The following is a 21,948-nucleotide window of genomic DNA, read 5'->3' as shown; positions in this document are numbered from 1 at the left end:
CTGGCCGGCTACGACGTCAAGGTGACGACCGAAGTGCTGGCCGACGCGGACTGGCTGGCCATGGCGCTGTCGGGCCTGCCGCCCGTCCGGGCCGGGCGCTTCTTCGTCTACGGCATGCACGATCGCGGCCGCCTGCCGGCCAGCACCGTCAACCTGCGCATCGAAGCCGGCGCGGCGTTCGGCACCGGCCACCACGGCACGACTGTCGGCTGCCTGCAGGCCTATGACCGCCTGATCAAGGCCCGCAGCTTCAAGAAGGTTCTCGACGTCGGGGCCGGCACCGGCCTGCTGGCCATTGCGGCTGCCCGCACCGGCAGCAAGCTGGCCGTCGGCACCGATATTGATCGCCCCAGTGTGCGGATCGCCCGCGAGAACGCCAAGGTCAATCAGGCCAATGCCAGGTTCGTCCATGCTTCGGGCCTCGGCCACAAACTGGTCGCCCAGAACGCCCCGTATGACCTGGTGTTTGCCAACATCCTGGCCCGACCGCTGATCAGCCTGGTCCAGGACATCAAGCGGGCGCTCGTGCCCGGCGGCACCGTGATCCTGTCGGGCCTGCTGCGCACCCAGGAACGCATGGTCAAGGCGGCCTATTTGTCGCGCGGCTTCCGCGTAAAGACCCGCATTCACCGCGATGCCTGGGCGACCCTGGTGCTCGAGCGCCCCTGATCGGCGCAAACAGCCTTCCAAAGGGGCGCATGGGGGCCTAAATCGGTCGTCATGCGCCAGACCTTCGACGAATCCACCGACCCGACCTTCGGCTCCAGGCACGTTCCGCTGATCCGCGCCGCCATGGCGGCCCAGGGTCTGGACGGCTTCCTCGTGCCGCACGAGGACGAGCACCAGAACGAATATCTGCCGGCCGCCAATGATCGTCTGGCCTGGGCCAGCGGCTTCACGGGCTCGGCCGGGGCCGGGGTGATCATGAGCGATCGCGCCGCCGTCTTCGTCGACGGGCGCTATACCCTGCAGGTCCGCGAGCAGGTCGACCAGGACATCTTCGAGATCCGCGACCTCGTGGAGGGCGGCGTCCCGGCCTACCTCGAAACCGCCAGGGCCGGCGCCGTGATCGGCTATGACGCCCGCCTGCACAGCCCCCAGGCGCTGGAGGCCCTGAAGGCCGCCGCCGGCAAGGCCGGGGCCCTGCTGAAGGCCGTCGCCGCCAATCCGCTGGACCAGGCCTGGGGTGCCGCACGCCCGGCCCAGCCCACAGCACCCGTCGTGCCGCAGCCCCTTGAACACACCGGCGAAGACTCGGCCTCCAAGCGCGGCCGGATCGGCGAAAGCCTGTCGGCCCTCGGCGCCGACGCCGCCGTGATCACGGCCCCGGCCTCCATCGCCTGGCTGTTCAATGTCCGCGGCGGTGACGTCATCCGCACGCCGCTGCCGCTGTCCCAGGCCATCGTCAAGGGCGACGGCACGGCCCGGCTGTTCCTCGACCCGGCCAAGGTCACCGACGACCTGCCCGCCTGGCTCGGCAACCAGGTCTCGCTCGAGACGCCCGAGGCGCTGGAGGGGGCCCTGGCCGAGCTGAAGGGCAAGAGCGTGCTGGTCGATCCGGGCCAGTCCTCGGCCTGGTACTTCGACACCCTGACGGCAGCCGGCGCGACCGTGGTGCGCGGCATGGATCCCTGCACCCTGCCCCGCGCCTGCAAGAACAGCGTCGAGATCGACGGCACCCGCGAGGCCCACCGCCGTGACGGTGCGGCCCTGACCCGCTTCCTGCACTGGCTGGCCACTGACGGCCAGATCAACCCGCCCGACGAGAAGGAAGCCGTCGCCAAGCTGGAAGGCTTCCGTGAAGCCACCGGCGTCCTGAAGGATCTGAGCTTCGACACCATCGGAGCCGCCAACGGACACGGTGCCCTGCCCCACTATCGCCCGACCGAGCGCAGCAATGAGCGCGCGGCCCTCGGCTCTCTGCTGCTGGTCGACAGCGGCGGCCAGTATCTGGACGGCACCACCGACGTCACCCGCACGGTGGCGATCGGCACGCCGACGGCGGAAATGGTTCAGCGCAATACGCTGGTGCTGAAGGGCCATCTGGCCATCGCCCGCCTGCGCTTCCCGGCCGGGACCACCGGCTCGGCCATCGACGCCTTTGCCCGCGCGGCCCTGTGGGCCCATGGCCTAGACTATGACCACGGCACCGGCCACGGCGTCGGCGTCTATCTGGGCGTCCACGAGGGCCCGCAGCGGATCAGCAAGGCCCCCAACATCATCGCCCTGCAGCCGGGCATGATCGTCTCGAACGAGCCCGGCTTCTACAAGAGCGGCGAATACGGCATCCGGATCGAGAACCTCGAGGTCGTCATGCCCGCCGAGGACATCGTCGGCGGTGAGCGGCCGATGCATCGCTTCGAGGCCCTGACCCTGGCCCCGATCGACCGTCGCCTGATCGACAAGGCCCTGCTGACCGCCGAGGAAATCGCCCAGTTCGACGCCTACCACGCCCGCGTGCTGCGCGAGATCGGCCCCCGGGTCGAGCCGGAGATCCGGGCCTGGCTGGAAGAGGCCTGCGCGCCGCTGTGAGATCAATCCTCTCCCTGAAAGGAGAGGTGTCGCCGCAGGCGACGGAGAGGGATGTTTGCGCGGCTTAAGCGACGTCCCCCTCCAGTCGCTTCGCGACCACCTCCCCCGCCAGGGGGAGGATCCTTGTTACTTCAGCCGGTTCCAGACCTGGGTCTTGCACAGCGGGGCGACAACGCAGCCCTTCAACTTCAGCTGGCTCTCGCTGACCATTTCGATCGTGCCCGCATAGGTGCCGCCGTCCTCGGGGTTATAGACCTTGCCGCCGGCCCAGGTCTTGGGACCGCCGGTGAAGTCGTAGAGCATCTGCAGGCCCTTCAGGGGACGGCCGCGCTGGGCGGTATCCTTGTTGCGGATGTCCTTCAGAGCCGGGTCGGTCTTGATGTGGTTCGACGTGACCAGCTTGCCGCAGAGGCTGTTGCCGCAGCGGGTGATCTCCACCTGGCCCCCATTGCCCGGCGTCGCCCAGAGCCCGATCGGATCGGCGGCCAGAGCCGGCGTGGCCAGGGCGGCAAGAGCGGCGGCCGCGATCAATGTGGTTCGAAACATGCGTCTACTCCCCGTATGGCGCGCTCTGACGTCGCGCGCTTCGTGTCTGAATGCGAGTTGGCGCCAACAAGGACAAGCCTGAGGGCAGATTAAAGGCAAGACGTTCGGAAAACGGCGATCATCCGGCGACCAGGGCCAGCCATTCGTCCTCGGTCATGACCTCGATCCCCAGTTCGGTGGCGGTCTTGAGTTTCGAGCCCGCACCGGGACCGGCCACGACCAGATGGGTCTTCTTGGAGACCGACGATGCCACCTTGGCCCCCAGGGCCTCGGCCTGGGCCTTGGCCTCGTCACGGGTCATCTTCTCCAGCGCCCCGGTGAAGACCACGGTCTTGCCGGCCACGGCGGTGTCGGTCTTGGGCTTGGCGACCGCTTCGACCGTCAGCTCGGCGACCAGGTTGGCGACCTTTTCGCGATTGTGGTCCTCGCTGAAGAAGCGGGCCAGGGACTGGGCCGCCACCGGCCCGACACCGTCAATGGCGGCCAGATGCAGATAGTCCTCGCCGGGCGCGCCGTTGGCGGCTTCGGACAGCGCCTGGGCAAAGGCGTCCCAGGTGCCGCAGCGCTCGGCCAGGGCGGCGCGGGCCGGCTTGCTGAGCTTGGGAACCGCGTGGCCGATCTTGATCTCCAGCTGGTCCGTGCCGGGCCAGGGATCGCTGATCAGGCCGCCCTTGCCGACCTCGACCAGCATGTCGAGCGCCTTGGGCCCGACGCCGGCGGCGGTGGAGAGCTCCAGATAGGTCGCGGTCGGCAGGGCCCGGGCGGCAGCCTCTGCGGAGGCCTGCAGGTCCTCGAAGCGCTCGAAGTGGCGGGCCAGCACGGTCGAGGTGGTTTCGCCGATATCCCGCATGCCCAGCCCATAGATCAGCCGGTCCATGCCGATGGTCCGGCGGGCCTCGATGCCCTTGACCAGATTGGCGACCGAGGTCTCGCCATAACCGTCCCGCGTGCGCAGGATCTCGAGCTTCTCGGCGTCCCGCGCCAGTCGGAAGATGTCGGCGGGCTCGCGGATCCAGCCCTCTTCGAAGAAGGCGGCGAGTTGCTTCTCGCCGAGGCCCTCGATGTCGAAGGCCCGGCGCGACACGAAGTGGCGCAGGTGCTCCACCCGCTGGAACGGACAGGCGAACTCGCCCGTGCAGCGCCGCACGACCGATTCCGCGCCCGAGGCATTGGTCTCGCGCGCCAGCGGCGTCTTCAGCGGACAGGGGCATTCGTGCGGGAAGACGAAGGCCTCAGGGGCCGGGTCGGGCCGAGCGTCGAGCGCCACCTCGACAATCTGCGGGATCACATCCCCGGCCCGCTGGATCACCACGGTGTCGCCGATGCGGACGTCGAGGCGGGCGATCTCATCGCCGTTGTGCAGGGTGGCATTGGTCACCGAGACCCCGCCGACGGTCACCGGCTTCAGCCGCGCCACCGGCGTGATCGCGCCGGTGCGGCCGACCTGGAGGTCAATGGCTTCAAGGACCGTGCGGGCCCGCTGGGCCGGGAACTTGCGGGCGATGGCCCAGCGCGGCGAGCGCGAGACAAAGCCCAGGCGACGCTGCAGCTCCAGGTCATCGACCTTGTAGACGACGCCGTCGATGTCGAAGTCGAGGGTCGGCCGCAGCGCCTCGAAGGCGGCATAGGCCTCCAGCAGGCCCGAGGCGTTGAGCGCCCGGCGGGCCGGCGGCGCGGTCGTGACAAAGCCCCATTCGGCCAGCTTCGCCAGCGCATCCCACTGCCCGACGGCGAAGGGCTCCGACACCAGGCCCCAGGCATAGCCGAAGAAGCGCAGCGGCCGCTGGGCGCTGATCTTCGGATCGATCTGGCGCAGCGATCCGGCCGCGAAGTTCCGGGGGTTGGCATAGGTTCGCTGGCCGGCAGCCTCGGCGGCGGCATTGAAGTCGGCGAAGGCGGCCAATTCGACATAGACCTCGCCGCGCACCTCGATGACCTCGGGCCAGCCCGAGCCCTTCAGGCGCTGCGGGATGTCGGCGATGGTGCGCAGATTGGCGGTGACGTCCTCGCCGACCCGCCCGTCGCCGCGCGTCGCGCCCTGAACCAGAACGCCCTTTTCATAGCGGAGTGAGGCCGACAGGCCGTCGATCTTGGGCTCGGCCGTATAGGCCAGGGGCTCGTCGGGCCCGAGCCGCAGGAATCGCCGGACTCGCGCGTCAAACTCCTCGGCCTCGTCATTGGAGAAGGCATTGTCGAGGCTGAGCATCGGCACGCCGTGCTCGACCGGAGCGAACTGGTCGGCCCGCGCCGCCCCGACCGCCAGCGACGGCGAGTTCTCGCGGACGAGATGCGGAAACCGGGCCTCGATGTCGAGATTGCGGCGCTTCAGGGCGTCGTACTCGCCGTCGCTGATCGTCGGCGCATCCTGCTGGTGGTAGCGCAGGTCGTGAGCGGCCAGTTCATCGGCAAGCCGGGCCAGTTCCTCGGCGGCCTGGGCTTCGGAAAGGTCGGCGACGGGGGTCGTGATCACGGGCGAATCCGGCGGCTGAAGGTCGGCGGAAGACTAGCATCAAGCGCCGGGGCGCGCTGCCGGCTCCTGCTCCCGCCGAGTGGCCCGTGGCTTGCTGCGTCGAGGCTTCAGGAGCCCCGCCGATGTCACGAGCCGCACCTTCATCCCGAAACGGGGCAACCGCCCTGTCGCGCGACGGAACCCTCGACCTGCTGCGGTTCATGGCGGCCATGTTCATCGTGCTCTATCACGTGGCCGAACGCGCGCCCCTGCCCCTGTTTGCGGTCCATCCGGCCTTCAGCCGTGGCTATCTGGCGACCGACTTCTTCCTCATGCTGTCGGGCTATGTCCTGGCCCGGACCTATGGTCCGCGCGTCCTGGCGGGCGGCGTCGGAACCCTGGACTTCCTCAAGCGCCGGGTGCTGCGCATCTGGCCGGCCCATCTGGCCGTCCTGGTGGCCTTCATCGCCTTCTATCTGGCGACCCGCGTCATCGGCCTGGAGCCCCAGAACCCGCAATGGTTCCAGTGGAGCCAGCTGTTGCCGCAGGTCTTCCTGGTCCAGGCCTGGTTCATCCCGGGCCCGTCCGGCTGGAACATCCCGACCTGGACCCTGTCGGCCCTGATCGTCTGCTACGCCCTTTTCCCGCTCGCCTGGCGCTGGGTGTCCAGCGTCCGCTCGCCGTGGATGGCCCTGGCGGTCGGCCTCGTCGCCTATCTGGCCATCGACTTCGCCGCCCGGGCCCTGATCGGCCTGCCGGGCTACCAGCTGCCGCTGCGCTTTGGCCTGATCCGGGGCGTGCCGCTGTTCATGATCGGCCTGCTGATCGCCCGGATCGGCGAGACGGTCGTCATGAACGGGCGCTGGGCTGATGCCCTGTCGATCGGTGCCGCCGTGGGCGTGGTGGCCCTGCAGGCCCTCGGCCGCTTCGATCATCTCAGCCTGGCGCTGCTGGGCCTGCTGATCTTTACCGCCGGAGCGTCACCCGCCAAGGGCTGGCGCTGGGCCGGAGCCGCCGGGAGACTGTCCTTCCCGCTGTTCCTGACCAATCAACTCGTCGCCGTGGTCTGGTTCGGGGTCGCGCGGCTGGTGGCCAACAAGCTGAACCTCGACACGCCTGCCCTGTGGCTGATCTGGGCCATGGCCCTGCCCGCCTGCCTGCTGGTCGCCTGGCTGTTCGAGCGGCTTGTGGATGCGCCGCTGCAGGGGTGGGTGAAGTCGCTGCCCGATAGCCGAGCACGCGCCCGCCAGAGTGGCGGCATCCGCGAGGTCGATGCCGTTCAGGCGGGCTAGGCCGATCGTCCCAGGACGGCCGTCGCAAAGAAAATCACCGTGGCGGCGGTCATGATCGCCGTCGCGGTCCATCCCAAGGCGGTCTCGCCATTGGACAGGGTCAGCCGACCCATGGCCCTGGGATTTCGGACAATCAGCATCATCACCGCCATCAGGGGCGCAGCCAGGACGCCATTGACCACAGCGGCCCAGTAGAGCGCGCGGGCGGGGTCAATCCCTACGTAGTTGAGCGACGCCCCCAGCAGGGTGGTCATGGCGATCGTCGCGTAGAACAGGCGGGCGCGCATGGGCTTGGCATCGAGACTGCCGGCCACGCCCGCCATCTCGGTCACGGCATAGGCCGCCGATCCCGCCAGCACCGGCACGGCCAGCAGGCCTGTGCCGATGATACCCACCGCAAACAGCGCGAAGGCGAACGGTCCGGCAATGGGCTTCAGCGCCTCGGCCGCCTGGGCCGAGGTCGTGATCGTGGTGATTCCGTGCGCGTGAAGGGTTGCGGCCGTGGCGAAGACGATCGCCAGCGAGACCAGTGTGCTGAAGGACATGCCGACCAGGGTGTCGGTGCGGATTCGCTTCAGCTCGGGACCGGCCTCCCTGGGCGTGATGCACAGGGGCTTGGCGTGATGGCGGTGCTGCTCCTCGATCTCCTGGCCGGCCTGCCAGAAGAACAGATAGGGGCTGATGGTGGTGCCGAGGATCGCCACGAAGGCGGTGGCATAGGCCGCGTTCCACTGGATCTCCGGAACGACCAGGGCCGTCAGGGCCTGGGCCCAGGGCACGCCGGCGACCATCACGACGGCGAAATAGCTCAGCAGGGACAGGGTGGTCCACTTCAGGACGGCAGAGTAGCGGGCATAGTCCAGGAAAACCTCCACCACGACGCAGAACACGCCGAACAGCAGCGTGTAGAGCGCGCTGGGTCCTCCGGTGAGCAAGGCCAGGGCCGCGCCCATGGCACTCAGATCGGCGCCGAGGTTGATGATGTTGGCGACCAGCAACAGCAGGACGACGCCAATGAGCAAAGGGCGCGGATAGTGGCGGCGAAGGTTGCGGGCTATGCCGCCCCCGGAGACCCGGCCGATTTCGGCGGCGACCTGTTGAATGACGGCGAGCAAGGGAAAGCTCAGGACGAAGGTCCAGGCCAACCCGTAGCCGAACTCGGCCCCGACCTGGCTGTGGGTGCCGATGCCACTGGGGTCATCATCCGCCGCGCCGGTTATCAGACCGGGCCCCAGCTGGGCGAAAAACCGTTTCAATCGGGAGGGCTTGGACGTGTTCACAGCCCAGCCCTAGTGCGTTGCCAGCCTTTCGCCTTGATCTTGATCAAGGCGAGGCTCGCGCGTGAAGCTGCCTCAGAACGATCTGGATCGGCCTAGCCGATCAGCGCCTTCGCCGCCGCCCGCGCCGCCTCGGTGACCTCGGCCCCGGACAGCATCCGGGCGATCTCTTCCTGGCGCTGGGCCGGGGACAGGGGTTCGACGCGGGTGCGGATTGCCTGATCATCGCCGGACTTGGCGATCCGCCAGTGGGCATCCCCACGGGCCGCCACCTGGGCCGAGTGGGTGACCACGAGCACCTGGGCATTCTCGGCAAGGCGCTTCAGGCGCAGGCCCACGGCGTCGGCTACCGCGCCGCCGACGCCCTGATCGACTTCGTCGAAGATCATCAGGGGCTGCGGGCCACCGCCCTTGCCGGCCAGGGCCGCCTTCAGCGCCAGCGCGAAACGGGCCAGTTCACCGCCGGAGGCTATGGCCTCCATTGGGCCGAACGGCGCGCCGGGATTGGTCGAGATCTCGAAGGCGACCCGGTCCACGCCGGTTGGTCCGGCCCGGTCTTCGGGCAGGGCCTCAACCGCGACGCGAAAGCGGGCCTTCTCGAGTTTCAGCGGGGCCAGTTCCGCCTCAACTGCCTTGGCCAGCCGGTCGCCGGCCGCGCGGCGCTCGGCGGTCAGGGCCTGGGCGGCAAAGATGTAGCCGTCCCGCGCCGAAGCCGCCTCTTCCTCGGCAGCTTTCAGGGCTTCGCCCGAGGTCTCGATCGCCTGGAGCCGGGCAGCGAACTCGGCGCGCAGGGACGGCAGGGTCTCGACGGCCACGTTCAGCTTGCGGGCCATGGCGCGCAGGGCAAACAGCCGCTCTTCGGTCTTCTCCAGCCGGTCGGGCTCGAACTCGAAACTGTCGGCCACCGCGTCGATGGCGGCACTGGCCTCCTGGGCCTCGACCAGGGCCCGGTCGACCGAGTCGCAGGCCGCCGTCAGCCGGGTCATGGCCACACCGTCGGCGGGAGCCCCGGCATGCAGGGCCCGCTCGCGCGCCCGCTCCAGCGCCCGGTAGGCCTGGGCCAGCTTGCCGGACAGGGCATCGCCGCCCAGGGCGTCCTGGGCCGAAGCGATATCGGCCAGGGCCTTTTCCGCCGAGCCCAGCAGGGCCCGCTCCTCGGCCAGGGCGGTTTCCTCGCCCTCGCGCGGATCGAGGCGGTCCAGCTCCGACAGGCGAAGGGTCAGTTCCTCGGTCTCGGCCGCCGCATGATCGGCCAGCTGCCGCAGGGCTTCGGCCTTCTCACGGGCCGCGCGCCAGCCGCTCCAGGCGGAGGCCACGGCCGAGACGGCGACACTGCCGAAAGCGTCCAGCAGGGTGCGGTGGGTTCGCGGATCCAGCAGGCCAACCGTCTCGTGCTGGCCATGGACCTCGAGCAGCATGGCTCCCAGGTCCTTGAGCACGCCGACACTGGTCGCCTGGTCATTGACGAAGGCCCTGGAGCGGCCATCGGCCGACAGCTGACGGCGCAGGACAAGGTCCTCGTCGCGGCCATAGTCCAGGCCCTTGTCGTCGAGATAGGCAAAGACTGGGTGATCGGCGGTCAGGGCGAAGATCGCGGTGGCCGAGGCCTGTCCGGTCGCGCCGCGCCGGACCAGGCCGGCATCCGCCCGGGCACCGGTCGCCAGGCCGAGCGCGTCGAGAATGATCGACTTGCCCGCCCCGGTTTCACCGGTCAGGGCCGTCAGACCCGGCCCGATGGCCAGGTCGAGGCTCTCAATGAGCACCACGTCGCGGATGGAGAGACCGATCAGCATGGCGCGGAGAATCGCTCAGAATCATCGTTTCGCAAAGCGTGTTGAACACGCGATGTTCGACAAGTGTTCTGGTGGGTCGATCTAGAGGCCCAGAAGCCCGCGAACGCCGCCCTTCTTGGCCGGCTTTTCACCGGGAGGGGCCAGGGTGGCGTTCTTGTCGTGCACCAGACGGTCCAGCAGGTTCTTCTTGGCCCCGGGGGTCAGCGGCTCGACGGCCGGGCGCAGGCCCTGGTCATTGAGCAGCTTGTAGGCGTCCGAGTACCAGCGATCGCCCGGGAAGTTGTAGCCGAGCACCGCGCCGTTGCGCTTGGCCTCTTCGGTCAGGCCCAGGGTCAGATAGGATTCGACCAGGCGGAACAGGGCTTCAGGGGTGTGAGAGGTCGTCTGGTGACGGTCCACCACGGTGCGGAAGCGGCCGATGGCCGCCAGCGTCTGACCCTGGCGCAGATAGTAGCGGCCGATGGCCATTTCCTTGCCGGCCAGCTGGTCATTGACCATGTCGATCTTCAGGCGGGCGTCCTGGGCATATTCCGAATTGGGATAGCGCTGCACAACGTCACGCAGCGCCGCGAGCGCCTGCTCGGTCGCCGCCTGGTCGCGGTTCACGTCGACGATCTGCTCGAAATAGCAGACGGCCTTCAGATAGTAGGCATAGGAGGCCGACGGATTGCCCGGATAGAGCGAGACGAAGCGGTCAGCATCGGAAATGGCTTCCGAATACTGGTTGCCCTGATAGTGGGCGAAACCGGTCATCAGGATCGAGCGACGCGACCATTCCGAATAGGGGTGCTGACGCTCGACTTCGCGGAAATAGTCGACGGCCTCGTTCCAGGCCCCGCGATCCAGGCGGTTGGCCCCCGTCGAGTACAGGAGCTCTACGGGACGCTCTTCATAGACCAGGGTCGGCTTTTTGGCCTTGCCTGCGCAGCCGGCCACCGAAACGGCGACGACGAGGGCGGCGACAGCAATGGCCGAACGTCCCGGGAATTTAAGCAGCACGGACTATCACCCTCGAAGCAAACGCGCGCCCAGAGCGCCGTGCAAGGCTTCTACACCACGCCGCTATGGGCGCAAATGCGAAGGCGGGCCGGCGGCGGTCGCGCTTATTCAGACAGCCTCGGCCAGGACCTGTGCATGATTGCGCAGGCGCCAGGCGCGCGGCTTGGCCAGCAACGCCCGAACCACGGCGTTATTGAGGCCATGACCGGCCAGAACGCCTTCAAAACGCCCGATGATCGGCGCGCCCAGAACGTAGAGATCGCCCACGGCGTCCAGCGCCTTGTGACGCACGAACTCGTCGGGACGACGCAGACCTTCGGGATTGAGCACCCGGTCCCCGTCGATGACCACGGCGTTCTCCATCGAGCCGCCGCGCGCCAGACCGATGGCCCGCAGCGCTTCGACATCGCGAACGAACCCGAAGGTCCGGCAATTGGAGAGCTCGGAACGGAACGAGTCTTCATCGACGGTCAGGTCGACGCGCTGCCGACCGATGGCCTTGCTGCCGAAGGCAATCTCGAAGGCTACTTCAAACCGGTCCGAAGGCTCGAGGCTGGCGCGCTTGTCGCCCTCCTCCACCAGGATCGGCTCCAGAATCTCGATGTATTTGCGGGCAGCTTCCTGCTTGCGACGGCCGGCACGGTCGAGGATCTGGACGAAGGGCTCGGAGGAGCCGTCCATGATCGGCACTTCCGGACCGTCCAGCTCGACGACGCAGTTGTCGATCGACAGGGCGGCCAGCGCCGCCATCAGATGCTCGATGGTCGAGACCCGGACATCGGCCTCGTTGTTGATCACGGTCCCCAGCTGGGTCTGGCACACGGCTTCAGCCCGAACGGCCACGCGATTGTCACGGTCCAGAACATCGGTCCGCACGAAGGTAATGCCCGCATCGACACCGGCGGGCCGCACGGAAACCCGCACGTGCTGGCCCGTATGCAGGCCGATCCCTGCGAAAATCACCGGTCCTGCGACCGTGTGCTGAAAATAAGCCGAAGCCGACACCTGGAACCCTTGTGGTTTGACATCAGCGCCCGATCCGGTCGCTGAACGCCCCACTGCACTCCTAAAACCTATGCCGCACTGCGGCAAAGCAAGTCCTGTTTCGGATTGTTACCATACAAGCCTTTGATATCGTGCCCTTTTCCCGACAAGATTCCGTCACAAAGCTTTGGCTGGAACGTTCATGGACCTGAGCACCGTCCGTAGGCGTCGCCTCTGGCATGCGACGCGCGGCAGGACTAGGCTCTGGCCACCTTCAGGACCTCCGTCACCGGGATTTCGCGTTTCATGCTCAAGACCCTGCGTCTGGCCGCTTCGGCCCTCGCCCTCACCGCTGCGCTGGCCGGCGGCGCCGCCGCCCAGACGCGGACTTTCACCGCCAAGGAAATGGCCAGCCTCGACAGGCTGAGCGATCCGCGGGTCTCTCCGGACGGCCGCTATGTAGTCTATTCGGTCCGAACCATGGACCTGGCGGCCAACCGGGCGTCGATGTCTCTGTGGATCGCCGATCTGAAGGCCAGGACACCGCCGCAGCGCCTGGCGATTTCGGACGGCGGGGCCAGCAGCGGCCGCTGGAGCGCCGACGGCAAGTCGATCTATTTCCTGTCGGGCCGCGCCGGCGGGACCGACCAGGTGTTCCGCACCGACGTGACCGGGGTCGCGGCCGTGCAGGTGACCAAGGCGCCATTTGACGTTCAGGCCTTCAAGGTGGCTCCCAACGGCAAGACCGTCGTCGTCGGCCTGGCCGTGTTCCCGGACTGCCCGGACCTCGGCTGCACCGAGGCGCGGCTCGCCGCCAAGGCGGCTTCCAAGGCCACGGGCGTTGTCTATGACCGCCTGATGATCCGCCACTGGGATACCTGGAACAACGGCACCCAGAACCACCTGTTTGCCTACACCCTTGATGACCAGGGCCTGGCGACCGGGACGCCCGTCGACCTGATGAAGGGCTTCGACGGCGACTCGCCGACCAAGCCGTTCGGCGGCGATGAGGACTTTGTCATTACCCCGGAGCAGGACGGCGTCGCCTTCTCCGCCAAGCTGGCCGGCACGGACGAGGCCTGGAGCACCAATTACGACTTCTGGGTCGCCAAGTTTGACGGCTCGGAGCCGATCAGCAATCGCACCGCCGCCAACAAGGCCTGGGACACGGCGCCCGTTCCCTCGCCGGACGGCAAGTTTGCCGTCTATCGCGCCATGAGCCGTCCCGGCTTCGAAGCTGACCGCTTCCGGATCATGATCCGTGACCGGACGACCAAGCAGGACCGCGAGCTGGCCCCTGACTGGGACCGCTCGGCCGACGCTGTCGCCTGGAGCCCCGACGGCAAGACGATCTATGCCACCGCCCAGGATGTGGGCCAGGCCCGAATCTTCGCCATCGACGTCAAGACCGGCAAGGTCACCCCCGTCACCGGCGACGGCCATGTCAGCGCCTTCGACGTCGGGCCGCAGGGCCTGGTCTATGCCCAGGACTCCCTGAAAAGCCCGTCCGAGCTGTTCTTCCTGCCGGCCAAGGGGCCGGCGGTGAAGGTCGCCAGCGTGTCGGCCGAGCGTCTGAAGGATGTCGCCTGGGGCGAGCCCGAGCAGTTCAGCTTCAAGGGCTGGAACGAGGAGACGGTGCACGGCTTTGTGGTCAAGCCGGCCAACTTCGACCCGGCCAAGCGCTATCCGGTCGCCTTCCTGATTCACGGGGGCCCGCAGGGGTCGTTCGGCAACGGCTGGTCGTACCGCTGGAACCCGCAGACCTATGCGGCCGCGGGCTATGCCGTGGTGATGATCGATTTCCACGGCTCCACGGGCTACGGTCAGGCCTTCACGGATTCGATCAGCCAGCACTGGGGCGACCGGCCCCTCGAGGACCTGCAGAAGGGCTGGAGCCACGCCCTCAAGACCTACAGCTTCCTGGACGGTGACCGTGCCTGCGCGCTGGGGGCTTCCTATGGCGGCTTCATGATCAACTGGATCGCCGGCAACTGGAACGAGCCGTGGAAGTGTCTGGTCAATCACGACGGCATCTTCGACAGCCGCTTCATGGGCTACTCGACCGAGGAACTGTGGTTCAGCGAGTGGGAGAACGGCGGCACCCCGTGGGAGCCCAACACCACCTATGCCAGGTTCAACCCGGCCGACCACGTGGCCAAATGGACCAAGCCGACCCTGGTCGTGCAGGGCCAGCTCGACTACCGCGTGCCGCTGGAACAGGGGATCTCGACCTTCACGGCCCTGCAGCGCAAGGGCATTCCCAGCAAGCTGCTGTACTTCCCGAACGAGAACCACTGGGTCCTGAAGGCCCAGAACTCGGTGCAGTGGCACAAGGAAGTGATGGACTGGCTGAACCAGTGGACCGCCGAAAAGAAGTAGTCCGCAGAAGCTGTTAGAGCAGGCCCGTCGCCACCGACCAGGTGAGGCGGGCCTTTTTTTCGAGCTCGCCGGGGATCCGGTCGCGAACATAGACCCCGGCCAGCGCCGCCGGTGCCACGGCGGCAAAGGCGGCGACGGGCAGACGTCGCACCTCGGTCCGGGCGATCCGGAGCTGGGCGGCAACCCGGGCGGCGGCCTCGTCCCGGGACCAGTCGGCCGGCAGACGCGACCGACCGACCAGCTTCAGACGCCAGAGACCGGCCAGGCCATAGGCCCGGGCCGCGCCCTTGACGGCATGCGGATCGGCGGAAGCATCAAGGTGCCTTGCGGCCAGCACGGCCAGGGCTCCGGCCGTCCCGTCGACATAGGCCAGGACCTCGCCCTCACCGGCCAGAGGGCCTTCGTCGAGATCGGCGAACCGGGCCTCGGCCATGGCGGCCAGGGCCAGGGGATCAAGGCCCGAGGCGGCCAGGGCCTCGACGGTGGGATGCTTGCGGGGGGCCTTGCCGGCCGCGAGCTCTTCCATGGCCTCACGCCACCAGGTCAGACGGATCTCGCCCATCAGGGCGTTGGAGACCCCACCGGCCACCCGGGCCAGCTCGTAGTTGTAGGCATAGAGCGCGATGACATCGGCCCGCGCCGCAGCGTCGGCGATGAAGCGGCTGGCCAGCCAGCGGTCAGGATCGACGCGGCGGACGAGGTCGTCGAGGGTTTCGGTGTCGGCCATGGGTCTTCAAACGAAAAAGGCCCGCTCGGCTTGAGCGGGCCCTTCCCATACACGAATTTGCCGAAGGATCAGCCGAACAGCGTCTGGTACATCGCCATCGTCGCCAGCATCGGGATGCTGAGCAGGGTGTTGATGCGGCTGAACAGCATGGCCATCTTGGCGGCCTTGGCCTTGGTATCGGCGTCGGCCTCGACAATGCCGAGGGCCCGCTTCTGGTTCGGCCAGATCACGCCCCAGACGTTGATGAACATGATCGTCGCCAGCCACATGCCGAGGCCGATGAAGGTGAATCCCATGTCGACACCCTTTTCGTAGCCGCCCCAGAGACCCAGGGTCGCGGCTTCGGCCAGGTAGCCACGGCTGAAGGCCAGGATCACGCCCATGACCCAGGTGGCCAGCGCCGCCCAGCGGAACCAGAACAGGGCTTCCGGCGCGATGTATTTGCTGATCGCCGGCTTCAGTTCAGCCGGGATCTGCGGCATCACGCGGATCTGGACGAAGTTGAAATAGTACAGCAGCCCGATCCACAGGATGCCGAAGAACAGGTGCAGCCAGCGGAACACCGCCTGGAAGTAGGACCCGTCAAAACCATGCGGGCTGTGCCCGAAGCCAAACACGATCACCAGCGCGAGAATGCAGCTGACGATAAAGGTATTGCGGAAGTTCGAGAGTAGCCCGACCATTTCAGCCCCCATAAGCTTAAGTCTTTGAGCCAGCTATAGGCCGGTTCGGCCAAATCGGCAAAGGGCTGGATACCCGCGCTCGACGGGGCCGGGCCTAGACCGCGATCAGGGCCGCTGCCAGGCGCCGGCCTTCACTGGCCAGGACGTTATAGGTCCGGGCCGCCGCCTCGGTGCTCATGAACTCCAGCCCGATACCGGCCGCCTTCAGGGCGTCACGGACGGCTTTGGGCGGCAGCGCATTGACCAGTCCCCCGCCGAGCAGGACGAACTCGACCGCCCCGCCGGCGGACAGCACTTCGGCGAAGTCATCCGGCGTCAGCGCGGCCAGGGCCGAGGCCGACCAGTCGCGCGGCTGGTCGTCAATGACCAGGAGCGAGCCGGGGCGCCAGGCCCCGGACACGCGGAACCCGCCCCCGCCCCAGGCGTCGATCGACGGCGGTTGGCGAAGGCCGGCCATGATCAGGGCCGCGAGGCCGCGCCCAGCTTCTGGGGCGTGGCTTCATCGTCATTGCGATTGACACCCCAGACCAGGATCAGCGGCAGGGCGATATAGATCGACGAATAGGTGCCGATGATGATGCCGAAGGTCATGGTGAAGACCAGCGGGAACAGCACCGGGCCGCCGAAGAACATCGTCCCGCCCAGGGCCAGCAACGCCGTCGTGCCGGTGATGATCGTCCGCGACAGACGCTCGTTTTCCGACAGGTCGATGATGTCGCGCAGCGGGGTCTTCTTGTACTTGCGCAGGTTCTCCTTGAGACGGTCGAAGGTGATGACCTTCTCGTTCATGGAGTAGCCGATCACGGTCAGCAGGGCGGCGATCTCGGTCATCGAGAATTCGATGCGCATCACCGACAGCAGACCCAGGGTCAGAACGATGTCGTGGAACACCGCGACCACGGCCCCGAGGCCGAACTGCAGCTGGAAGCGGAACCAGATGTAGGCCAGCATCAGCAGCAGCGCCATGCCGAGCGCCTTGAAGCCCGAGGTCAGCAGCTCGCCCGAGACCTTGGCCCCGACTTCCGACCGGCTCTTGATGGTCAGATCCGGGAACTTCTTGATCAGCGCCTGCTCGACCTTCTTGGAGGCCTCACCAACGTTCTCGCCCTTGACCGGCAGGAACTTGACCATGGCCGAGTTCGGCGAACCGAAGCCCTGCACCTGACCGTCATGGGCCCCCATGACGTCGAGCTCGTGGCGCAGTTCGGCTAGCGGCACCGGCCGGGGCATGACGATCTCGAGCGACACGCCGCCCTTGAAGTCGATGCCCAGGTTCAGGCCCTGGGTGAACAGCGACACGCAGGACCCGAGGATGAGGATCAGCGAAAACACGGCGGCGACCGGAGCCCACCGCACGAAGCGGTAGTGGGTGGCGCGCGGGATGTAGCGAATGAGGGGCCAACGCATGGTCCGGTCTCCTATGCGATCGGCAGCTTCTTCGGCTTGGCGACCTTGAACCACCAACCGATGAGCACTTGAGTGATGATGACGGCGGTGAACACCGAGGTGAACACGCCGATGGACAGGGTCCAGGCGAAGCCCTTCACCGGACCCGAGCCGAAGCCGAACATGATCAGCGCCGAAATCAGGCTGGTGATGTTGGCGTCGAGAATCGAGACCAGGGCCAGACGGAAGCCCGTATCGGCCGCCGCCATGGGCGTTCGCCCGGCATTGGCCTCGTCGCGCATCCGTTCATAGATCAGCACGTTGGCGTCGACCGCGACGGCGAGCGTCAGGATCAGGCCCGCGATACCGGGGAAGGTCAGGGTCGCCTGGGTCATCGACATGATGCCGATGATCATCAGCACGTTGATGAACAGGGCGATGGCGGCAAAGCCGCCGAACAGACCGTAGGCGAGGATGATGAACACGAACATCGCGGCCGCACCGATGGCCAGCGAGATCGAGCCGGCCCGCACGGCGTCGGCACCGAGTTCGGCGGTGACGGTCCGCTGGTCTTCAACGATCAGCGGCGCGGGCAGAGCACCCGACCGCAGCAGCAGCGACAGTTCGGCCGCGCTCTCCGGCGTGAAGTTGCCGGTGATGATGCCCGAACCGCCCGGCAGGGCCTGGTTGATGCGCGGCGCAGAAATGACCTTGCCGTCGAGAATGATCGCGAAACGCTTGCCGACATTGCGACCCGTGGCGTCACCGAACTTGCGGGCGCCCTGGCCGTTGAAAGCGAAGGACACGGCGGGCGCGCCGTTCTGGTCGAAGGTCTGCTGCGAGCCGGTCAGCTCGTCACCCGAGACGATGGCGCGCTTGCGCACCGCATAGGACGCCACATAGCGGTCCTCGCTGGGCAGCACCTCGGTGCCCGGGGGGATCCGGCCGGCGGCCAGGTCTTCCGGGGTCACGGCCTCGTCGACCATCTGGAAGGTCAGCTTGGCGGTCTTGCCGATGACGTTCTTGAGTTTCTCGGGATCGCTCTCGCCGGCCGCCTGGATCATGATCCGGTTGGTGCCCTGGCGGGTGATCGTCGGCTCCTTGGTGCCCATGCTGTCGATGCGGCGGCGGATCGTCTCGATGGACTGCTCGACCGCCTTGGCCGCATCGGCCTTGGCGGCCTCGGCGACGAAGGTGATCTCAAGGCGCTGGTTGTCGCGGCTGGCCACCGAGACGTCACGGCCGCCGATGGCCCCGGCCAGCGGCGCACCGATGCTGCGACGCAGGAGGCTGGCAGCCTCCGTCACCTTGCCGGACTCGGCGATGCGGACGCTGATCACGCCATTGGCCTCGCCCAGCTCGCCAAAGGCGATCTGCTCGTTGCGCAGGGCCGTGCGGACGTCCTCGACGAGATTGGTCAGGCGCTCGCGGCGCAGGGCGTCGGTGTCGACCTCATAGAGCAGATACGACCCGCCCTGCAGGTCGAGACCCAGGTTGAGCTTTTGCTTCGGAACCCAGCCCGGAAGCGCATCAAGCGTCTTCTGCGGCAGAAGATTCGGCAGGGTGAAGACGATGCCGAAGATCACCGACAGGGTGACGGCGAAGATCTTCCAGCGGGACAGTGTCAGCATGGATCAGGGCTCTGGGCGACGCCTTGCGGCGCCGAGTGGTCGTCGAAGCTCTAGAGCATTTTCAGGCAAAGCGGAGACCGGTTTGCAGATCGAAAATGCGCCAGGTCAGAAAGGTCTGAAGCCGGCGCGGTCCTTGCGAACGCGCGCCGGCTTCAGGTGACTAGTTCTTGGGGTCGTTGGCCGGGGCGGGTTCGCCCTTGGTCCGGACCTCGGCGATCATCCCCTTGACCACCTTGACGGTGACGCCCTGGGCGATCTCGACGCCGACTTCCTTGTCTTCGACGCGGACGATCTTGCCGAGCATGCCGCTCGACAGAACCACATTGTCACCGCGCTTGAGATTGGAGAGCATCGTCTGATGCTCCTTGGCCCGCTTCTGCTGCGGACGGATCAGCATGAAATAGAACAGCACCACCATCAGAAGGATGGGGGCGATTTGCATCAACTGTGCGCTCAGGCCACCGGGCATGACGTCTCCAAAAAAATCCAGGTTCGCGCCGCCTATATGGGGTCGCGCCAAGTCGGCGGAAGCTATGCGCTCGCCTCGTCTTTTGCAATGAGGCCCGGGTGTGGTTAGGAGCACACATCATGACTGACGCCTACACCCCGCTTCTCGCCCGTATTGCAGACGCTCTGGAGCGCCTGGCACCGCCGGAACCGGCCCAGCCGGACTTCACCGGCGCAAGCCTGTTCCGGCACGAGTCGGCCGGTGACCGCTTCATCGCCGCGCCCGACTATCCGATGCCGCTGGACCTTCTGGTCGGCGTCGAGCGGCAGAAGGAGCGCTTCGTCCAGAACCTGCAGCGCTTCGCCGTTGGCCTGCCCTGCAATCACGTCCTGCTGTGGGGCGTGCGCGGCACCGGCAAGAGCTCGATGACCAAGGCCGCCTTCATGGCCGTCTGCGCGGAGCATCCCGGCCTGAAGCTGGTCGAGGTCGATCGCGACGAGATCGCCGCCCTGCCCCCGCTGTTCGACCGCCTGCGCCCGCGCGCCGAGCGCTTTGTGGTGCTGTGCGATGACCTGTCATTCGAGGACGGGGCCGCTGCGGCCAAGGCCCTCAAGTCGGCCCTCGAGGGCGGCGTCGCCGGTCCCCCCGAGAACGTGTTGTTCGTCGCTACCTCAAACCGCCGCCACCTGATGCCGCGCGACCATGTCGAGACCCAGGGGGCGATCGCCGCCGCCGAGGATGCCGAAGAAGAGATGAGCGTTTCCGACCGGTTCGGCCTGTGGATCGGCTTTCCCCCGATGGAGCAGCCCACCTATCTGGCGGCGATCCGCACCTATGCCGAGCGCTTTGATCTTGAGGTGGAAAACCTCGACCGCCGGGCCCTGCAGTGGTCACAGCTGCGCGGCGCGCGCTCCGGCCGGGTGGCCTGGCAGTTCATCCGCGACCTGGCGGGGGAGCTGGGCAAGGGCTTGCCGGGCTAGGGTGGCCGGTTCGACCTGAGCCTTTTCCCCGCGCTCGGAATGAAGCGTCGGGATCAGCGGACTTGCCCCCTCCGGGCCGCTTCGCACCCCTCCTCCCCCGGAGGGGGAAGATGGAGCGCGCTTCATCCGCCCCCTCCAGGGGCGGACGACCGGCGAATGCCGGTCAGGTGGGGGCCTGCGGCGTTGGCCGGTTGCCCCACCTACTTTGGCAGGACCAGGTTCGGATCGACCGGACGGGCCTTGTCCTTGGCGGTCGGGGCAAAGCGCATCTCGAAGTGCAGCTGCGGCTCCGTGACGCCGCCGGTGGCGCCGACGGTGCCCAGTTGCTGGCCCTTGACCACCTGCTGGCGCATCTTGACGTCCGAGCTGCCCAGATGGGCATAGGCCGTCACCCAGCCGTCGGCGTGCTTCACCAGCACGAGATTGCCGAACGACGGCACCTGGTTGCCGGCATAGGCCACTTCGCCGTCAGCCGCCGACAGGACGGACGTGCCCGCCGCCGCGCGGATGTTGAGGCCGTCATTGCGCTGACCGGTGCCCTTGATCCCGAAGTCCGAGATAATCTCGCCCTGCAGCGGCCAGGCGAACTTGCCCCGGCCCGAGGCGATGATCTCGGCCTCGGTCGGCGCGGCACTGCTCTCGATGATCGGCCGGGTCGGCGCCGACGGCGTGACCGGCTGGGCGGCCACCGGAGCCGACGGGCGCGGATAGCTGTTGACCGGCGGGGTCACGGGACGGGGCGCAGGCGTATAGGGCACGGGCGCGGGCGGCGTCAGGGCCGGTCTCTCGGCCGTCCCCGTAGCGGGGGCGTCAGACCCTGAAGACGGCGCGGGCCGGGTCGTGGTGGTCGTGGTCTTGATCGGACCCTTGTCGCGGAAGCCGTCCGGCAGACGGATCTTCTGCCCCTTCTTCAGGGTGGCCGCGACCTTCAGGTCGTTCTCGGCAGCCAGGGCCTTGGGCGTGACATTGAAGCGCTTGGCAATGGCCGTCAGGGTATCGCCACCCTGGGCGACATAGGCCTTGGCCGAGGTGGCCGGGCCCTTGATCTTCTGGCCCAGCCGCAGGGTCTTGTCGGCGTCGAGCTTGTTGTCGTCGGCCAGGTCGCTGACGCTCATGTCGAAGCGGCGGGCGATCGAGCTGAGCGTGTCGCCCGACTTCACCGAATAGACCTGGCGCGGCCCGGTAACGGTGACGACCGACCCGGTCACGCTGAGCGAGGTCGTGGTGGTCGTAATCGCGGCGGGCGCGCGTTCGACCTCATCCGCCTCGGCGGCCGGCACAGGGGCTGAACGGACCGGCTCGGCGGGCCGCGTCGAAGTCGTGGGACGCGGCGCGGCTGCGGGCGCAGCGGTCTGGACCGGCGCGGCGGTGCCGGGGACCGTCGTCTTGATCGGCCCCTTGTCCTTGAAGCCTTCCGGCAGCACCAGCTTCTGGCCCTTGCGGATGGCCGAACTGGCTTTCAGGTCATTCTCGCCAGCCAGGGCGGCAGCCGTCACATTGAAGCGCTTGGCGATGGCCGTGAGCGTGTCGCCGGTCTGAACCACATAGGCCTTGCCCTTGGTGGCCGGCCCCTTCAGCTCCTGGCCCAGCTTCAGCCGGTACGGGGCTTCGAGGTCATTGTCCTTGGCCAGATCGGCGCGGGTGGTGTCGAGCTTGCGGGCAATGGCGTCAAGCGCGTCGCCGGACTTGACCACATAGACCTTCGGCTTGCCGGACACCGCCACGACCGGACCGGTCACCGTGGTGACCACGACGGGTGGCACCGGCCTCGCCTGCACAGGCGGCGGCGGTGGCGGCGGGGGTTCGGCCTGGGCCAGGGGCGGCAGGGCCTGGCTCTGCACC

At 67.6% G+C, this 21,948-nt stretch carries 18 protein-coding genes; 5 read left to right on the top strand and 13 right to left on the bottom strand.

The window, feature by feature from the left end:
• A partial coding sequence (locus DBR10_RS14690) for a 50S ribosomal protein L11 methyltransferase (protein ID WP_108556462.1) occupies nt 1-669 on the top strand: 669 nt, incomplete at its 5' end.
• A gap of 51 nt (nt 670-720) precedes the next feature.
• The gene (locus DBR10_RS14685; RefSeq protein ID WP_108503656.1) at nt 721-2,532 is read left to right on the top strand and encodes an aminopeptidase P family protein; all 1,812 of its coding nucleotides are present in this window, start codon (nt 721-723) and stop codon (nt 2,530-2,532) included.
• 126 nt (nt 2,533-2,658) lie between these two features.
• Here DBR10_RS14685 and DBR10_RS14680 read toward each other — a convergent pair whose 3' ends face one another.
• Both DBR10_RS14680 and ligA read right to left on the bottom strand, forming a co-directional pair.
• Entirely contained in the window at nt 2,659-3,078 is a 420-nt protein-coding gene (locus tag DBR10_RS14680) for a DUF2147 domain-containing protein (RefSeq protein ID WP_108490100.1), read from the bottom strand.
• Between the two features lie 118 nt (nt 3,079-3,196).
• Nucleotides 3,197-5,548: an NAD-dependent DNA ligase LigA gene (gene ligA, locus DBR10_RS14675; protein WP_108556461.1), complete on the bottom strand. Its 2,352-nt coding sequence runs from the start codon at nt 5,546-5,548 to the stop codon at nt 3,197-3,199.
• 122 nt (nt 5,549-5,670) lie between these two features.
• Between ligA and DBR10_RS14670 the strand changes: the two genes are divergently transcribed.
• Nucleotides 5,671-6,819 carry an acyltransferase family protein gene (locus tag DBR10_RS14670; protein WP_108503655.1) on the top strand — a complete coding sequence of 383 codons (1,149 nt, stop codon included), beginning with the start codon at nt 5,671-5,673 and terminating at the stop codon, nt 6,817-6,819.
• Here DBR10_RS14670 and DBR10_RS14665 read toward each other — a convergent pair.
• From DBR10_RS14665 to lpxC, 4 genes are all read right to left on the bottom strand, one after another.
• On the bottom strand, nt 6,816-8,075 hold the full coding sequence (locus DBR10_RS14665) for an NRAMP family divalent metal transporter (RefSeq protein WP_233243422.1): 1,260 nt from the start codon (nt 8,073-8,075) through the stop codon (nt 6,816-6,818). The genes DBR10_RS14670 and DBR10_RS14665 overlap by 4 nt on opposite strands.
• A gap of 116 nt (nt 8,076-8,191) precedes the next feature.
• Nucleotides 8,192-9,889: a DNA repair protein RecN gene (gene recN, locus DBR10_RS14660; RefSeq protein WP_108503653.1), complete on the bottom strand. Its 1,698-nt coding sequence runs from the start codon at nt 9,887-9,889 to the stop codon at nt 8,192-8,194.
• Between the two features lie 81 nt (nt 9,890-9,970).
• Nucleotides 9,971-10,888, bottom strand: coding sequence for an outer membrane protein assembly factor BamD (locus DBR10_RS14655; RefSeq protein ID WP_108503652.1), 918 nt, complete (start codon nt 10,886-10,888; stop codon nt 9,971-9,973).
• 108 nt (nt 10,889-10,996) lie between these two features.
• Nucleotides 10,997-11,893, bottom strand: coding sequence for a UDP-3-O-acyl-N-acetylglucosamine deacetylase (gene lpxC, locus DBR10_RS14650; RefSeq protein ID WP_108556460.1), 897 nt, complete (start codon nt 11,891-11,893; stop codon nt 10,997-10,999).
• 285 nt (nt 11,894-12,178) lie between these two features.
• Here lpxC and DBR10_RS14645 point away from each other — a divergent pair, with 285 nt between their 5' ends.
• Nucleotides 12,179-14,251: a S9 family peptidase gene (locus tag DBR10_RS14645; protein WP_108504786.1), complete on the top strand. Its 2,073-nt coding sequence runs from the start codon at nt 12,179-12,181 to the stop codon at nt 14,249-14,251.
• Nucleotides 14,252-14,264: 13 nt separating this feature from the next.
• Here DBR10_RS14645 and DBR10_RS14640 read toward each other — a convergent pair whose 3' ends face one another.
• From DBR10_RS14640 to yajC, 6 genes are all read right to left on the bottom strand, one after another.
• Nucleotides 14,265-14,978, bottom strand: a complete 714-nt coding sequence (locus tag DBR10_RS14640) for a squalene/phytoene synthase family protein (protein ID WP_108504787.1) — start codon at nt 14,976-14,978, stop codon at nt 14,265-14,267.
• 68 nt (nt 14,979-15,046) lie between these two features.
• The gene (locus tag DBR10_RS14635) at nt 15,047-15,661 is read right to left on the bottom strand and encodes a urate hydroxylase PuuD (protein WP_108504793.1); all 615 of its coding nucleotides are present in this window, start codon (nt 15,659-15,661) and stop codon (nt 15,047-15,049) included.
• A gap of 94 nt (nt 15,662-15,755) precedes the next feature.
• Nucleotides 15,756-16,118 (bottom strand): Mth938-like domain-containing protein, encoded by a 363-nt coding sequence (locus tag DBR10_RS14630; protein WP_108504788.1) that lies wholly within the window; start codon nt 16,116-16,118, stop codon nt 15,756-15,758.
• A gap of 2 nt (nt 16,119-16,120) precedes the next feature.
• Nucleotides 16,121-17,068 carry a protein translocase subunit SecF gene (gene secF / locus DBR10_RS14625; RefSeq protein WP_108504789.1) on the bottom strand — a complete coding sequence of 316 codons (948 nt, stop codon included), beginning with the start codon at nt 17,066-17,068 and terminating at the stop codon, nt 16,121-16,123.
• Between the two features lie 11 nt (nt 17,069-17,079).
• A complete protein-coding gene (gene secD, locus DBR10_RS14620; protein ID WP_108504790.1) occupies nt 17,080-18,678 on the bottom strand; it encodes a protein translocase subunit SecD in 1,599 nt (532 codons plus the stop codon).
• 160 nt (nt 18,679-18,838) lie between these two features.
• Nucleotides 18,839-19,147, bottom strand: coding sequence for a preprotein translocase subunit YajC (yajC, locus tag DBR10_RS14615; RefSeq protein ID WP_108504791.1), 309 nt, complete (start codon nt 19,145-19,147; stop codon nt 18,839-18,841).
• 119 nt (nt 19,148-19,266) lie between these two features.
• Here yajC and DBR10_RS14610 point away from each other — a divergent pair, with 119 nt between their 5' ends.
• Entirely contained in the window at nt 19,267-20,106 is an 840-nt protein-coding gene (locus DBR10_RS14610) for an ATP-binding protein (protein ID WP_108504792.1), read from the top strand.
• 200 nt (nt 20,107-20,306) lie between these two features.
• Here DBR10_RS14610 and DBR10_RS14605 read toward each other — a convergent pair.
• Nucleotides 20,307-21,948 (bottom strand): LysM peptidoglycan-binding domain-containing protein (locus tag DBR10_RS14605; protein WP_108556459.1); only part of this gene is annotated, 1,642 nt, incomplete at its 5' end.

Origin of the sequence: Caulobacter sp. HMWF025 (assembly GCF_003060965.1) — a bacterium.
Taxonomy (GTDB): Bacteria; Pseudomonadota; Alphaproteobacteria; order Caulobacterales; family Caulobacteraceae; genus Caulobacter.
The sequence above is the reverse complement of the archived record's forward strand: the minus strand, read 5'-3'. Positions and strand labels throughout refer to the sequence as shown.